11 protein-coding genes and 1 pseudogene are annotated in these 15,903 nt (G+C 66.2%); 7 read left to right on the forward strand and 5 right to left on the reverse strand.

The window, feature by feature from the left end; genetic code table 11:
• Window positions 1–330 (reverse strand): annotated as a pseudogene (locus BRAO375_RS02505) (bacterioferritin); the annotation flags it as partial.
• A gap of 513 nt (window positions 331–843) precedes the next feature.
• On the opposite strand from BRAO375_RS02505, the gene BRAO375_RS02510 reads away from it, so the two are divergent.
• Window positions 844–4,533 (forward strand): YhdP family protein, encoded by a 3,690-nt coding sequence (locus tag BRAO375_RS02510; protein ID WP_009025875.1) that lies wholly within the window; start codon window positions 844–846, stop codon window positions 4,531–4,533.
• Between the two features lie 14 nt (window positions 4,534–4,547).
• On the opposite strand, the gene BRAO375_RS02515 is transcribed toward BRAO375_RS02510, so the two are convergent.
• Entirely contained in the window at window positions 4,548–5,804 is a 1,257-nt protein-coding gene (locus BRAO375_RS02515) for an MFS transporter (protein ID WP_009025876.1), read from the reverse strand.
• Between the two features lie 56 nt (window positions 5,805–5,860).
• Window positions 5,861–7,114 carry a tyrosine--tRNA ligase gene (gene tyrS, locus BRAO375_RS02520; RefSeq protein WP_009025877.1) on the reverse strand — a complete coding sequence of 418 codons (1,254 nt, stop codon included), beginning with the start codon at window positions 7,112–7,114 and terminating at the stop codon, window positions 5,861–5,863.
• Between the two features lie 196 nt (window positions 7,115–7,310).
• Between tyrS and BRAO375_RS02525 the strand changes: the two genes are divergently transcribed.
• Window positions 7,311–8,414, forward strand: coding sequence for an anhydro-N-acetylmuramic acid kinase (locus BRAO375_RS02525; RefSeq protein WP_009025878.1), 1,104 nt, complete (start codon window positions 7,311–7,313; stop codon window positions 8,412–8,414).
• An 81-nt stretch (window positions 8,415–8,495) separates the two neighbouring features.
• Window positions 8,496–9,173, forward strand: coding sequence for a glutathione S-transferase family protein (locus tag BRAO375_RS02530; RefSeq protein WP_009025879.1), 678 nt, complete (start codon window positions 8,496–8,498; stop codon window positions 9,171–9,173).
• A 209-nt stretch (window positions 9,174–9,382) separates the two neighbouring features.
• Here BRAO375_RS02530 and BRAO375_RS02535 read toward each other — a convergent pair whose 3' ends face one another.
• Together BRAO375_RS02535 and BRAO375_RS02540 are read right to left on the reverse strand one after the other, a co-directional pair.
• Window positions 9,383–10,030: an alpha/beta hydrolase gene (locus tag BRAO375_RS02535; protein WP_006614822.1), complete on the reverse strand. Its 648-nt coding sequence runs from the start codon at window positions 10,028–10,030 to the stop codon at window positions 9,383–9,385.
• A gap of 329 nt (window positions 10,031–10,359) precedes the next feature.
• Window positions 10,360–11,307 (reverse strand): LytTR family DNA-binding domain-containing protein, encoded by a 948-nt coding sequence (locus BRAO375_RS02540; protein WP_009025880.1) that lies wholly within the window; start codon window positions 11,305–11,307, stop codon window positions 10,360–10,362.
• A 58-nt stretch (window positions 11,308–11,365) separates the two neighbouring features.
• Here BRAO375_RS02540 and BRAO375_RS02545 point away from each other — a divergent pair, with 58 nt between their 5' ends.
• The 4 genes from BRAO375_RS02545 to BRAO375_RS02560 all read left to right on the forward strand — a co-directional run.
• The gene (locus BRAO375_RS02545; protein ID WP_009025881.1) at window positions 11,366–12,565 is read left to right on the forward strand and encodes an acyltransferase family protein; all 1,200 of its coding nucleotides are present in this window, start codon (window positions 11,366–11,368) and stop codon (window positions 12,563–12,565) included.
• A gap of 48 nt (window positions 12,566–12,613) precedes the next feature.
• Entirely contained in the window at window positions 12,614–13,777 is a 1,164-nt protein-coding gene (locus tag BRAO375_RS02550) for a cysteine desulfurase family protein (protein WP_009025882.1), read from the forward strand.
• 84 nt (window positions 13,778–13,861) lie between these two features.
• A complete protein-coding gene (gene sufB / locus BRAO375_RS02555; RefSeq protein ID WP_009025883.1) occupies window positions 13,862–15,358 on the forward strand; it encodes a Fe-S cluster assembly protein SufB in 1,497 nt (498 codons plus the stop codon).
• Window positions 15,359–15,479: 121 nt separating this feature from the next.
• A partial coding sequence (locus BRAO375_RS02560; RefSeq protein WP_035638550.1) for an ABC transporter ATP-binding protein occupies window positions 15,480–15,903 on the forward strand: 424 nt, incomplete at its 3' end.

The raw sequence follows: 15,903 nt of genomic DNA on the forward strand, positions 1-15,903 counted from the left end.
TCCGCCGCCGTCGCGCGGCAGCCTGAAGGCCGGTGCCTTGGCGCCCTCGGCGAGCCCGGTTCCGACCGCGGCGGGCTTCGCCGCCTTGACCTTCGCCGGCTTGGCCTTTGCCGCCTTGGCCTTCGCCGCGGGCTTCGGGGGCGCAGCCTTGCTGGTTACGGCCTTTGCGGCCTTCTTTGCCGGCTTGGCAGTGGTCTTGTTGGCCGATTTGGGCGTTGCGGGCTTGGCGGTCTTCTTGGCGACGGATTTTGCGGCGGTGGCGACGCGGTTTCCGGCGGTTTCCCCGTACGACGCCGGATTGGAGGATTTCTTCCGTGATTCCTTTGACATACGCCTTCCTTTCGTCGCTTTCGGCGGCTCAACAATGAAAGTATCTCGGTTCTTGTCCGGTGTCCCGGGATCGATCTGCTTCCCTGCTTTCACGCGTCGCGGCTGATGCCTCTTGCGACGCTCATGAAATCACGGGTACCAGCAAGCGTGAGTACCAGTTCCATGACGACTCTCGTACCGTCTCCGGATCAGATGAGCCTGCGACAAATTTCGAGCGGTCCTGGGATCGCCCAGACCGTCGGCTGCCTCCGCCGTCACGAGCGGGTGGGCAAAGGTGAGGACGACGGGATATAGTGACGGCGATCCGGCGCTTCGCCCGGCCAGCGGCGCGGGCGCGATCGCTGCGGACGGTTCGAAAGGCGCCCCGCGCGAGCGGGACGTGACGGGGACGCGGGCCATGCCGGCGAGCCAGGGGAGCGCCCGGTGAACGGGCGAGGCATCACCGGCGACCAACCTGGCCGAGGCCAGTTTGGCACGAACATATCGGACACCAGGGGCCAGCACCGAGAGGCAATGGCAAGACAGACATCACCCCAGCGGCCCCATCTGCAAGCGGACACCCAGGGCCAGCAGTGGGATGACGCCGATTGGCACGACGCTGAGCATCCCGAGGAGCAAGCCGAGCATGACGAGGCCGCCGAGCAGCGCGCCCGCCGGCTGCTGTCGCGGGCCGACTCGAAGCTGAGCGGCGGTCTTTCGACGACCCAGCCGCGGCGCGGCCGCGTGGCGCGACGAATCGTGGTGTCGCTCGGGCTGCTGGTGCTGATCCTGGCGGTCGGCTTCGCCGGGCTGTGGCTGCGGCTCGGCGCGGGGCCGATCAGCCTCGATCTCGCCACGCCATGGCTCGCCGCCGCGATCGCGGACAATATCGGGCACGGCAATACGGTCGAGGTCGGCGGCACCCAGATCGAGCGCGCCGGCCGGATCCGAGTGGCGGTGCGGATTCGCGACATCGTGGTGCGCGACCAGGATCACGCCATCGTCGCCAGCGCGCCCAAGGCCGAGGTGCGGTTGTCCGGCGCCGCGCTGCTGATGGGGCAATTGCGCGCCGAGAGCCTCAAGCTGGTGGATGCCGAACTCGCCATCCGGATCACCCCCGACGGCACCGTCACCGTCTCCACCGGCGAGACCAGCAAGCCGCTGGCCACCGGCGTCGCCTCCAAGCGCGATGCCGGCCTGCCGCCGACCTTCCCGCGTCCCGGACAGGCTGCTGCGCCGGCGCCCGGCACGGGCCAGGCCACGGCTCCGCAGGTCGCACCTGTGAACCCGTCAGCTGTCCCGGCGACCGCCCCGAACGGCCTGTTGGCCGGGCTCGACTGGCTCGACAGCCTCAGCCTGACCGGGCTCGACGGCCAGAACCTGAACGAGATCGGCCTGAAGAACGGCGTGCTGATCGTCGACGACCAGCAGCGCGGCAACAAATGGACGTTCGAGAACATCAGCCTCAGCCTGCGCCGTCCCTCCGGCGGCGGCGTCGCGCTCAACCTCGGCGAGGAGGGCGCCAAGCCATGGCTGCTGCGCGTCCTGGTGGGACCGCCGGCCAACGGCGTGCGCACGATCGACATCAAGGCCGACAAGGTCTCGACCAGCAATATCCTGCTGGCGCTGCGGCTGAAGGATCTGACCTACATGGCGGACCTGCCGCTGACGGGCGAGATCAAGGGCGAGCTCGGCCGTGACGGGCTGCCGACCTATCTGCGCGGCAAGATCAACATCGGCGCCGGCAATATCATCGACACCGATACGCCCGACTATCCGATGGCGATCGACTCCGCCGAGATCAACATGGAGTGGGACGCCAGCCGCCGCGCGCTGGTGGCGCCGTTCAAGGTGATCTCCGGCGCCAACCGCGTCACGCTGAACGCCCATCTCGAGCCGCCGAATGACGGCGTCAACGACTGGCGGCTGAACTTGAGCGGCGGCACCATTCTGCTCGGCGCGATCGCCAACGATCCGCCGCTGATCTTCAACCGCATCTCGATCAACTTTCGGTTCGACACCGAAGGCAAGCGCGTGCTGCTGACGCAGGCCGAGGTCTCCAATGGCGAGATCGGCGTCGCCGGCACCGGCAGCGTCGACTACGCCGGCGAGCCCAGGCTGAAGCTCGGCTTCGCCGCGACGCCGATGCCGGCGCTGGCGATGAAGCGGATCTGGCCGGCGCTGATCGTGCCGGAGGTGCGCGCCTGGATGATCGAGCGCATCGAGCGCGGCAACATCCAGCGCATCGACATCGCGGTCAATTCGCCGACCCGCAACCTGCCGCGCAAAGGGCCGCCGATTCCCGACGACGGCCTCGACGTCAACGTCATCGCGACCAACGTCACCGTGCGTCCCGTCGACGGCCTGCCCGCGGTGCGCGATGCCGATATGAAGGCGCATGTGACCGGTCGCACCGCGACGGTGACCGTCGGGCAGGGCGTCGCCGACACGCCGGCTGGCCGCAAGCTGACCTTCTCCGACCTCGTCTTCGAGGTGCCGGACATGGCGCCGAAGCCGTCGCCGTCGCGGGTGCGCATGCGCGTCGAAGGTCCGGTCGCGGCGGCGGCTGAGATCCTCGCCTCCGACCGGCTGAGCGACATGTCGTCGATTCCGATCGATCCCGCCCAGACCAAGGGCACGTTCCAGGCCAACGTCAATCTCGCAATGCCGGTCAAGGGCGAGCTGACCAAGGCCGACACCAACTACACGGTCACGGCTGATCTCAACGGCTTTGCCGCCGATAAGCTGGTGATGAATCAGAAGCTCGAGGCCAACACGCTCAAGATCGTGGCCAACACGCAAGGCTACCAGGTCAAGGGCGACGTCAAGATCAATGGCCAGCCGGCGGCGCTCGACTATCGCAAGCCGACGGACGGGGACGCCGACATCAGGATGCAGGCGACGCTCGACGACGCCAGCCGTGCCAGGCTCGGCCTTGATCTCGGCACCGCCATCACCGGCGACGTGCCGCTCAAGCTCAACGGCAAGATCGCGGGCGCCCCCGAGCGCGACAGCCGGATCGGCGTCGAGGCCGATCTCACCAAGCTGAAGCTCGACAATCTGCTGCCGGGCTGGGTGAAGAACCCGGGCAAGTCGGGCAAGGCTACCTTCAACGTCGTGGCGAAACAGCAATCGACCCGCTTCGAGGACATCAACATCGAGGGCGGTGGCGTCTCGATCAAGGGCTCGCTGGAGATCGACCAGAACGGCGACCTGATGAACGCCAACTTCCCGGTCTATTCGCCGTCGGAAGGCGACAAGACCCAGATCAAGGCCGAGCGCGGCCAGGACGGCGTGCTGAAGCTGTCGATGCGCGGTGACGTGTTCGACGGCCGCGGCTTCCTGAAGTCGGCGATCTCCGGGACCAACAAGGATGCCGACAAGAACAAGTCGCGCTCGAACATCGATTTCGACGCCGAGATCAAGCTCGGTGCGGTCGCCGGCTTTAACGGCGAGGCGCTGCGCGGGGTCGACGCCAAGGTCTCGCGGCGCAACGGCGCCTTCAAGACCTTCAGTCTCAGCGGCAAGGTCGGCCGCGACACGCCGGTGACGGCCGATCTTCGCTTCGGGCGCGACACGGCGGATCAGCGCGGTCGTCGGCAGGGCCGCGAGGTGATCTACCTGACGACCAACGATGCCGGCGCGCTGCTGCGTTTCGCCGACACTTATTCGAAGGTGCAGGGCGGGCAGCTCGAGCTCGCCATGGAGCCGCCGACCGCCGATCCCGGCCCCAAGGAAGGGCTGATCAACATGCGCGATTTCACCGTGCGGGGCGAGCAGCAGCTCGACCGCGCCGTGGCGGGCGGGGCGCAGGGCGGCGGCCAGAGCGGCGGCATCGGCTTCACGGCGCTGCGCGCCGAGTTCACCCGCCAGCCGGGGCTGATGTCGTTCAGGGACGGCATCGTCCAGGGACCGACGATCGGCCTGACCATCGAAGGCAACATCGACTACAACAACAACCAGGTGCGGATGAACGGCACGATCGTGCCGGCCTATGGTCTCAACAACATCTTCGGCCAGATCCCGTTCTTCGGGCTGATCCTCGGCAACGGCAACAAGGAAGGCCTGATCGGCGTGACCTACGAGGTGGTGGGAACGCCGAGCGCGCCGGTGATGCGCGTCAACCCGATCTCGGCGATGGCCCCCGGCGTGTTCAGGAACATCTTCCAGTTCAATACCGGCAAGCAGCCTTATCCGCCGGCGGAGGTCGCGCCGAACAATTGAGGCCTGTGGCCGGATCAGCGCCGCAGCGCCGGCACCACCAGGAACGGGATCATGCCGATGATGACGCTGACCAGCGCGAGCAGGATCACCGCGTCGTAGCCGTGGGTGAGGTCGTGGATGACGCCGCCGCTCCATGACCCCAGCGCCGAGCCGAGCCCGCTGCCGATGGTGATGGTGCCGTAGATCGTGCCGAGCCGCTTGCCGCGGAAGATCTTCATCGCGGTCGCCGACAGCAGCGGACCGCGCGAGCCGATCATGCTGCCGAAGCAGACGACAAAGCCGGTGAGCAGAAAGATGTTGGGCCAGACCTGCAGCGCCCACAGCATCAGGATGCCCGCGATCGACACCGCGTAGGAGAACAGCACCGACGGCCGGCGCCCGATCAGCCCGTCGAGCGCGGAGACCCCGAGCATGCCGAACAGCAGGACGACGCCCGAGAAGCCCCACGCGGTGGCGGCCTGCAGCGGCGCGAAGCCGGCATCGATCAGATAGGCGACCACCTGCGGCGCGATCGCATACATGCCGATGGCCGTGAAGAAGAAGGTCGCGAACAGCGCCCAGAAGGCGTGGTGGCGCAGCGCGCGTGACAAGGTCCAGGCGTCCTCGGCGAGCTCGTCACTGATCGGCTTGGCAATGTGAGGGGCACCGGCGGCGAACAGCCGCCATGGCAGCAGCGCCAGCGGCACCAGCAGGGTGAAGGCGGCGGCGCCGAACGATTGATACGCGCTGCGCCAGCCGATGGCGTCGATGAGGAGTTGCGAGCCCGGCAACAGCAGCAGCACGCCGGCCCCGGTCGCCGAATAGATCACGGCCATCGCCGTCGACAATCGCGCGCCGAACCAGCGCCCGAGCAGGATCGAGTTCGGCACGTTGCCGATCAGCGCGATGCCGATGCCGACGCACAGGCCGATGCTGAGCTGGAATTGCCACAGCGCCTGGGCATGTGCGGCGGCCGTGAACGCCGAGCCCAGCAGCAGGAGCCCGAGCGCATAGACTGTGCGTGGGCCGGAATGGTCGAACAGCCGGCCGATCAGGGGCGCGGCGAGGCCGCCGGCCAGCGCCGTCAGCGAGTAGATCGAGACCACCTCGGCGCGGTCCCAGCCGAAGCTGTCGGAGATCGGCTTGAGAAAGACGGTGAAGCTCTCGCCGAGGCCACGGCCGAGCACCGACAGTGCGAAGCACAGTCCGAGCACGACGAAGGCCATGCGCGCACGCGGCGGGCTGGAGGTTTCCTCGGCTTGCGCAGGCTCTGGCGGCGCGCTGATCGTCATGTTCGCCAGGGAGCGCCGTTCGGCGCCCCCTGACAAGCGGGCAAAAGCGAATGCCCCTATGCAGGCTTGACCAGCACGTGCCGCTTCTTGCCCAGGGACAGCTTGATCACACCCTCGCTGGTCAGCTCCGCCCGAGTCAGCGCCATCTTCTCGTCGGTGACCGCGACGTCGTTGACCCTGAGGCCGCCGCCCTTGATCTGGCGCCGCGCCTCGCCATTGGAGGCGACGAGGCCCGCCTTGACGAAGGCGTTGAGCACGCCGAGGCCGGCGTCGAGTTCGCTCTTGGCGACCTCGATGGTCGGCAGGTTCTCGGCAATCGCGCCTTCCTCGAAGGTGCGGCGCGCCGTGTCGGCCGCGGTGCGCGCAGCTTCCTCGCCATGCAGCAGCGTGGTCGCCGCATCCGCCAGCGCCTTCTTGGCCTCGTTGATCTCGGCACCCTGCAGCGCGCCGAGCTTCTCGATCTCGGCCAGCGGCAGCGTCGTGAACAGCTTGAGGAACTTGACGACGTCGGCGTCCTCGGTGTTGCGCCAGTACTGCCAGAACTCATACGGGCTGCACTGGTCGGCATTGAGCCAGATCGCGCCCTGCGCGGTCTTGCCCATCTTGGCGCCGGAGGCGGTGGTGAGCAGCGGCGTGGTCAGCGCGAACAGCTGCTCGGTGCCCATGCGGCGGCCGAGCTCGACGCCGTTGATAATGTTGCCCCATTGGTCGGAGCCGCCCATCTGCAGCCGGCAGCCGGTGCGGCGTGACAGCTCGACGAAGTCGTAGGCCTGGCAGACCATGTAGTTGAACTCGATGAAGCTCATCTCCTGCTCGCGCTCGAGCCGGAGCTTGACCGAGTCCATGGTCAGCATGCGGTTGACCGAGAAGTGCCGGCCGATGTCGCGCAACATCTCGATCCAGTTGAGCTTGGTCAGCCACTCCGCATTGTCGAGCATGATGGCGTCGGTGGCGCCGTCGCCATATCGCAGAACTTTTGCGAACACGCCGCGGATCGACGCCTTGTTGGCCTCGATCTCCTCGACCGTGCGCATCGCCCGGGTCTCGTCCTTGCCGGAGGGGTCGCCGACCATCGTGGTGCCGCCGCCCATCAGGGTGATCGGCTTGTTCCCGGTCTGCTGCAGCCAGTACAGCATCATCATGGTCAGGAAGTTGCCGATGTGCAGCGAGCGTGCGGTGCAGTCATAGCCGACATAGGCGGTCGCCTGGCCCTTGGCGGCGAGCGCATCCAGGCCCGCGAAATCCGAGCACTGGTGAATGAACCCGCGGCTCTGCAGCACGTTCAGGAAATCAGACTTGAAGCCAGTCATGGTCGGCGACTCTGAGCATTTGTTTACGGTATTGGCCGCTTGTCGCGGCCCGGCGTAGGAGGGCGGCTGCCGCCGGTCCAGGCGTTGTGGCATTATAGGACGCGCCCGGCTTGTACAAGGTCATGTACAGGACCCGGGCGGGACCTCAAATCAGCCGCACTTCCAGGCGAGGCCGGGATTTTCAGGTTCGACTGCAATGATTCTGACCGCACTTGGCCTCATGAGTGGCACCTCGCTGGACGGGGTGGACGTGGCCTTGATCGAGACCGACGGACGGCAGATCAAGAGCCTCGGTCCGTCCGGCTACCGCGTCTACAGTCCCGCTGAGCGCAGCCTGCTGCGCCAGGCGCTCGCCGATGCTGTTCAGATCGAGCAGCGTGAGGCGCGGCCAGGGCGGGTGCGCGAGGCCGAGCAGGCCGTGACATTGGCGCATGCCGAGGCGATCGCGGCGTTCCTGGCGCAGCACCGGCTGATGCCGGAGGATATCGACATCGTCGGCTTCCACGGCCAGACCGTGCTGCACCGCCCGGAGCGGCGCCTGACCGTGCAGATCGGCGACGCGGCCGCGCTGGCCAAGGCGGTCCATATCCCGGTGATGCATGATTTCCGCGCTGCCGATGTCGATTTCGGCGGGCAGGGCGCGCCCTTCGTGCCGGTCTATCACCGTGCGCTGGCGCAATCGCTGGCACGGCCCGGGCCGATCGCCGTGGTCAACATCGGCGGCGTCTCCAACATCACCTATATCGACGGCGAGGACGTGCTGATCGCCTGCGACACCGGTCCGGGGAATGCGCTGCTCGATGATTTCATGCACCGCACGACCGGACAGGCGTTCGATCAGGATGGCCGCGTGGCGGAGCAGGGCACGCCGGACGAGGCGTGGATCGCGACCGCGCTGGCGCTGCCGTTCTTTACGCTGCCGCCGCCGAAGTCGCTCGACCGCAACGACTTCGCCGCGTTGAAGCTGGGCGATGTGAGTGCGGCGGACGGCGCGGCCACGCTGACGGCGTTCACGGCCGCCGCCATCGCGCGGGTCGTGCCGCTGCTGCCGAAGCCGCCGGCGAGCTGGATCGTGTGCGGCGGCGGCGCCCGCAACCACACGATGATGCGGATGCTGCGTCAGCGCCTGGCGCCCGCGAGCGTGGAGTCGGCGGATGCGCTGGGCTGGTCGGCCGACGCCATCGAGGCCCAGGCGTTCGGCTTCCTCGCCGTGCGCGGCATGAAGGGCCTGCCGCTGAGCTATCCGACCACCACGGGCGTCCCATTCCCGATGACCGGCGGGGTGATCGCGCGTCCCTGATCCATGCAGATGCATTCACCTTGACAACTTCATGCAAGTGCATCTAGTTTGATGCATCTGCATCAAACTGTCGAGCATGTCATGTCGCCCTCCCTGAAGCTGATCAGTCACAAGCTCTGCCCCTATGTGCAACGCGCCGTCATCGCGCTCACCGAGAAGGGCGTTGCGTTCGAGCGGATCGACATCGATCTCGCCAACAAGCCAGACTGGTTTCTAAAGATCTCTCCACTCGGGAAGGTGCCCGTGCTGGTGGTGCCGTCAGCGCAAGGCGAGATCGCGCTGTTCGAGAGCAACGTGATCTGCGAGTACATCGAGGAGACGCAGAGTGGCGCGAAGCTGCATCCCGCGGACGCGCTGGCGCGGGCGCAGCACCGCGCCTGGATGGAGTTCGGCTCGGCAATCCTCGGCGATCTCTGGGGCCTGGAGACGACGCAGGATGCTGCGGTGTTCGCAGCCAAGCGCGAGGCGCTGACGGCGAAGTTCGCCCGCGTCGAGGTGGCGCTCGGTGACGGGCCGTATTTCGCTGGCGCGCGGTTCAGCCTGGTCGACGCGGTGTTCGCGCCGATCTTCCGCTATTTCGATGTGTTCGATGCATATGGCGATCTCGGCATTTTTGCTTCATCGCCGAAGGTGCGAGCCTGGCGCGATCGGCTGGCGCAGCGACCGAGTGTGAAGAGTGCGGTCAGCCCGGAGTATCCGCAACTGCTCCGCGCGTTCCTGGTGCGGCACGATGCTTATTTGTTGAAGCAGGCGGCGTAGCGACGTTCGGCGTAGGGACGCGGTTGTCGTGCCGAGCGCTCAAGCCACACCCATAGCTGTCATCGCCCGGCTTGACCGGGCGATCCAGTACTCCGAGACATCGATGATCAGCCGAGAAGCCGCGGCGTACTGGATCACCCGCTGTCGCGGGTGATAACAGCAGTGCCCCAAGGTACGTCCGTTCGGACGACCACGGCCTGCGCTTAGCCTCACCTCACATTGGCGAGGCGCATGTCCAGATAGGCCGTGATGGTTTCCATCAGCGGCTCGAGCTTGCCGTCGAAGAAGTGGTTGGCGCCGGGGATGACCTGCTGGTCGATCACGATGCCCTTCTGCGTCTTCAGCTTCTCGACCAGCGTGTTGACGTCCTTCGGCGGCACCACCGCATCCTTCTCGCCATGGACGATCAGTCCGGAGGACGGGCAGGGCGCCAGGAACGAGAAGTCGTAGAGATTGGCGGGCGGGGCGATCGAGATGAAGCCCTCGACCTCCGGACGGCGCATCAGGAGCTGCATGCCGATCCAGGCGCCGAACGAGAAGCCGGCGACCCAGCAGGCGCGCGCCTCGGGGTTGATGGTCTGCGCCCAGTCGAGCGCCGACGCCGCATCGGACAGTTCACCCGTGCCGTGGTCGAAAGAGCCCTGGCTGCGGCCGACGCCGCGGAAATTGAAGCGCAGCACCGAGAAGCCGCGATGCGCGAAGGCGTAGTAGCATTGGTACACGATCTGATGATTCATCGTGCCATGGAACTGCGGATGCGGATGCAGGATCATCGCGATCGGCGCGTTCTTCTGCTTCGCCGGGTGGTAACGGCCTTCGAGGCGGCCGGCCGGACCGTTGAAGATGACTTCAGGCATCAGAGAATCCTTGGCAGAGCATCGACCGACTTCGTCCGTGCTTCATCTGGCGCCTCGCCGACGAGTTCAGCAGGAAAAGTGGTGATCGAGCACCATCCGTTCGCTCGGACGGAGCGGTGCTGGCGTGACTGGAAGTTGGCCTTCTAGCATGGAGCGCGGGGCAAAAAGCAAGGATTTTCAACGCCCGGCCACCGGGGCGGGGCCTGAGCCCCAAGCCGGGGAGTGGGCGCCCAGGGCTTGATCGGGCCTGCCCAGAACTGGGCCTAAATAATTGAAACTCAAACGGAAAGAGTTGGTACCCGGCGTCGCTTCAAAGCGACCCTGCGCGATCATGACGGCGCGGCGGGACGCTCCAGCGTGGCCACGGCAGCCCGGTAGCGGCGACTTCCCTGCAGCGAGTGGCCGGTGTCGAAAACGAGATCGAAATCGCCGGAGGGTTTGAACTCCAAGGCGGTGACTCGGTCGAGGTTGGCCAGCTTGGTCCGGTGTACTCGGACGAGGCCGAACGATCCCAGCTCGGTCTCCGCTGCGGCCAGCGTGCCGCGGATCAGGTGCTCGGACCCGTCGTGCAGACGGTATTCGATGTAATTGCCGGCCGAGCTGACCCAGAGAATCTGGCGCGGGTCGACCCGGATGCGGCTGGTGCCGTCACGCAGCCAGATCGCCTGCGGTGCCTCCGGCTTTGGCGCCGGCGGGAGAACCGCCTCGCTCGCGCGCTGGGCGATCAGCTCGCGCCGGCTATCGAGCAGCCAGATCGTGCCCCCGATGAGGATGGCTGTGACGGCGTCCTTGCGGAATTCGTACAGCAGCGTCGCGAACGACGTGTTGAAGTCATAGGCGCTGCCGATCGCCCAGAGCGCCAGCTTCCGCAGCCAGACCATGCCGGCGATGTGCAGGGTGGAGAAGCTCGCAACCGCCAGCGCCGCGATCGCGATCCGCGGCCACCAGCGCGAGATCAAGCGGGCCCGCCGTATCGCCATTACCAGGATCGGCATGGCCAGCAGGATGACGGCGATGCTGGACAGCTCCCAGAACACCAGCCGGCCGGGATCGTAGGGCTCGCCACGACGCGCCGCATCCTGCGCCGCCGACAGCCCGTTCACGATTCCGATCGCGACGGCGATCGCCGCGATCGCCGCGAACATGGCCAGGTCACCGCTGATCCCCCGGCGACCACCGTTCGTCCCCGACTTCTGCGTGTCGTCCCGCCGGCTCCCGGCTTCGTCCCGTGCCGGTTCGATCGTCGCTGCATCCCTGTCAGGTTTGGTCTCGGACATCTCAACTCAGCCCCGGCGCGTCCATTCCAACCTGCGTCCGGTCAAGGAGGCGGCCCTCATGACGACACCCCAGCAAGACTCTCTCTCGGACCGGCGCATCGATCTCGACTGGGTCCGGATTGGCGCATTCGGCTTTCTCATTCTCTATCACGTCGGCATGCTCTACGTATCCTGGGGCTTCCACATCAAGAGCGTCCACCGGCTGGTCTGGCTCGAACCTGTGATGCTGCTGCTCAATCCCTGGCGATTGTCGCTGCTGTTCCTGGTCTCGGGCGTGGCAACCCGCTTCATGCTGCGCAAATATGACCGGCGCTCGCTGTTTAGGGCGCGGTCGGCGCGGCTCCTCATTCCGCTCGTCTTCGGCATGCTCGTGATCGTGCCGCCGCAGTCCTACGACCAAGTCCTCGAGAGCGTCGGCACCACCGGTGGCTTCCTGGAGTTCTATCTCCGGCACTATCTCGGCTTTGCGGTGCAGTTCTGCCCGGGGCCGTGCATCGTGATGCCCACCTGGAACCACCTGTGGTTCGTGCTCTATCTGTGGGTCTACACCGCGGCTGTGATCGGCGTGCTGGCGCTCTGGCCGGCGCTGGCGGAGCAGCTCGGCACGCGGCTCGGCGCTGCGCTCCGCGGGCCGTGGCTGCTGATCCTGCCCTGCGTTCTGTTCGCCGCCTGGCGGGTCGTGCTGTTTCCGCTGTTTCCGTCGACTCATGCGCTGTTCGGCGACTGGTACAACCACGCCGACTATGCGACGGCCTTCCTGATCGGCTTCCTGCTGGCGAAGGAGGAGGGCATCTGGTCCGCGCTGGAGCGTCGGCGCTGGGTTGCGCTGGCGGTTGCGGCCGGCGCCTTCATCGTCTTCATTTCGCTGTGGGCCGGCTTCGGCAGTTCGCTCACGCCGGTGCCGGCGCTGAAGACGAGCGCTGGCGTCGCCTATGGCTGCTATCAATGGCTGGCGATGGCCGCGGTGCTCGGACAGGCGCGGCGGCTGTTCACGAACGGCGGGCCGGTGCGGCGCTATCTCACCGAAGCGATGTTTCCCTATTATATCGTGCATCAGACCGCGATCATCATGATCGCGCACGCCTTGAAGGGCAGCGGCCTTCCCGCTGCGCTGGAGGCCGGGATCATCATCGCAGGTACCGTTGTGGTCTGCGTTGTCACTTACGAGACCGTGCGCCGGATCAGCTGGCTACGACCGCTATTTGGATTGAGGATGGCGACGCGCAGGCCCGTCGCAGCGGTTCAGCAGCCGGCCTGAGGCGCGTGGTTCCAATTGGCGCTGTTGCGGAAGGTGGTAAGAGAGGCCATGCCCGATCGCGTCTATCTCGACTGGAATGCCACCACGCCGCTGCGGCCCGAGGCGCGCGCGGCGATGGTGGCGGCGTTCGACCTCGTCGGCAATCCGTCCTCGGTGCATGACGAGGGCCGCAAGGCGCGGCGGGTGATGGAGGAGGCCCGCACGGTGATCGCCCGCGGCCTCGGCACCGCGGCGCGCCGCGTCGTGTTCACCTCCGGCGGCACCGAGGCCAATACGCTGGCCCTTGTCCCCGGGCTGAAGGCGCCGGCCGGAGGAGTGGAACGGCTCCTGGTGTCGGCGATCGAGCATGCCTCGGTGCTGGCCGGCGGCCGCTTCGCGCCGGCGGCGGTGCAGACGATCCCGGTTGACCGGTCCGGCGTGGTCGACGTCGGCCGGCTCGAAGCCTTGCTGGCCGCCGGTCCGCCGGCGCTGGTTTCGGTCATGGCTGCCAACAACGAGACCGGAGTGCTTCAACCGGTTTCGCAAGTCGCTGAGATCGTCCACCGGGCCGGCGGCCTGCTGCACGTCGACGCTGTCCAGGCGTTCGGCAAAATCCCCCTCGATATCAATCAGATGGCGGCCGACCTTGTGACCGTGTCTGCGCACAAGATCGGCGGCCCCAAGGGCGCCGGCGCGCTGGTGCTGGGCGGGGGCGTCGAGGACGTCGTCCCGGTGCTGCGGGGCGGTGGGCAGGAGCGCGGGCGCCGGGCCGGGACCGAAAACCTCGCTGGGATCGCCGGGTTCGGCGCCGCGGCGGGAGCCGCTCTTGCGACACTCGCAGCGGATCTGCCCAGGTTAACAGCCCTCCATGAGCGCCTGGAAGCCGGCCTGCGCCAGACGTCCGGCCTCACGGTTTTCTCGGCAGAGGCGGCGCGACTGCCCAATACCACGCTCTTCACCGCGCCCGGCCTGAAGGCCGAGACGGCCGTGATCGGCTTCGATCTCGAAGGTATCGCAGTGTCTTCCGGCTCCGCCTGCTCCTCGGGCAAGGTTCAGCCCTCGCATGTGCTGGAGGCCATGGGCGTGGGTTCCGCCGCTGCCCAGGGAGCGGTGCGCCTCAGTCTTGGCTGGTCCACGACCACGGCGGAGGTCGATCGGGCCGTCGAGGCTTGGCGAAAGCTGTCGATGACCCTACTTAAGGGACGTGACGAAACAGCGCTTGAGCGATTCTAAGGGCGTGATTTCGTCCGCGAAACGTCGTAAGACGGTTCCCAGAGATGTCCACCGCGGTCCTTGAAACCGCGAGCGGAGGATGGAATGCCAGCCGTACAAGAGACGGTCGACCGCGTCAGGCGGATCGACGTCGACCAATATCGCTATGGGTTCGAGACGGTCATCGAATCCGAGAAGGCTCCCAAGGGGCTTTCCGAAGACACGATCCGCTTCATCTCGGGCAAGAAGAACGAGCCCGCCTGGATGCTCGAATGGCGCCTGGAGGCCTATCGCCGCTGGCTGACCATGCAGGAGCCCACCTGGGCGCGCGTCGACTACCCGAAGATCGACTTCCAGGATCTGTATTACTACGCCGCGCCGAAGCCGAAGAAGCAGCTCTCCTCGATCGACGAGATCGATCCGGAGATCCTGAAGACCTATGAGAAGCTCGGCATTCCGCTGCGCGAGGTCGCGATCCTCGAGGGCGTCGAGCCGAAGCCCGGCGCCGGCAGCCCCGAGACCCGCAAGATCGCGGTCGACGCCGTGTTCGATTCGGTGTCTGTGGCGACGACGTTCAAGGAGGAGCTGAAGAAGGCCGGCGTGATCTTCATGCCGATTTCGGAAGCGATCCGCGAATATCCCGAGCTGGTGCAGAAGTATCTCGGCAGCGTGGTGCCGACCTCCGACAACTTCTATGCGACCTTGAACTCTGCGGTGTTCTCCGACGGCTCGTTCGTCTACGTGCCGCCCGGCGTGCGCTGCCCGATGGAGCTGTCGACCTATTTCCGGATCAACGAGCGCAACACCGGCCAGTTCGAGCGAACGCTGATCATCGCCGACAAGGGCGCCTATGTCAGCTATCTCGAAGGCTGCACAGCGCCGCAGCGCGACGAGAACCAGCTGCATGCGGCGGTCGTCGAGCTGGTCGCAATGGACGACGCCGAGATCAAGTACTCGACGGTGCAGAACTGGTACCCGGGCAACTCGGAAGGCAAGGGCGGCATCTACAATTTCGTCACCAAGCGTGGCGACTGCCGCGGCGCCAACTCGAAGATCTCCTGGACCCAGGTCGAGACGGGATCAGCGATCACCTGGAAATATCCGAGCTGCATCCTGCGCGGCGATAACTCTCGCGGTGAATTCTATTCGATCGCGATCTCCAACGGATTCCAGCAGGTCGATAGCGGCACCAAGATGATCCACCTCGGCAAGAACACGTCGAGCCGCATCATCTCCAAGGGCATCGCGGCGGGCAAATCGCAGAACACCTATCGCGGTCTGGTGACGGCGCATCGCAAGGCGACCGGCGCGCGCAACTTCACCGCCTGCGATTCACTGCTGATCGGCGACAAATGCGGCGCGCACACCGTGCCGTATATCGAGGCGAAGAATTCCTCGGCCACCTTCGAGCATGAGGCGACCACGTCGAAGATCTCCGAGGACGTGCTGTTCTACTGCATCCAGCGCGGTCTTTCGCAGGAAGAAGCGGTCGGGCTCGTCGTCAACGGCTTCGTCAAGGACGTGCTGCAGCAGCTGCCGATGGAGTTCGCCGTCGAGGCGCAGAAGCTGATCTCGATCAGCCTCGAAGGTTCGGTCGGCTAACAGCCGCATCCTGAGAAGGCCGCTGAGCGGCCTTCTTCAAGCATCAGCTTTGTGGGCCTCGGTCCTTCGAGACGCGCCTGTGGCGCTCCGAGAGGAAGAGGGACAGACAGAAGAGACAACAATGGCACTACTCGAAATCAAGAACCTGCAGGTCCGCGTCGAGGAGCGCGAGATTCTCCACGGGCTGACGCTCACGATCGACGAAGGCAAGGTGCACGCGATCATGGGGCCGAACGGCTCCGGCAAGTCGACACTGAGCCACGTCATCGCCGGCAAGCCGGGCTATGAGGTGACCGGCGGCGAGATCCTGTTCAAGGGCGAGGATCTCCTCGCCATGGAGCCGGACGAGCGCGCCGCCAAGGGTGTGTTCCTGGCGTTCCAGTATCCGGTCGAGATTCCCGGTGTCGCCACCATGACGTTCCTGCGCACCGCACTGAATGCGCAACGCAAGGCGCGCGGCGAGGAGGAGTATTCGACGCCGGACTTCCTGAAGAAGGTCCGTGAGATCTCCAAGTCCCTGAATATCCCTCAGGACATGCTCAAGC

This window comes from Bradyrhizobium sp. ORS 375 (genome assembly GCF_000239775.1).
Lineage (GTDB): Bacteria > Pseudomonadota > Alphaproteobacteria > Rhizobiales > Xanthobacteraceae > Bradyrhizobium.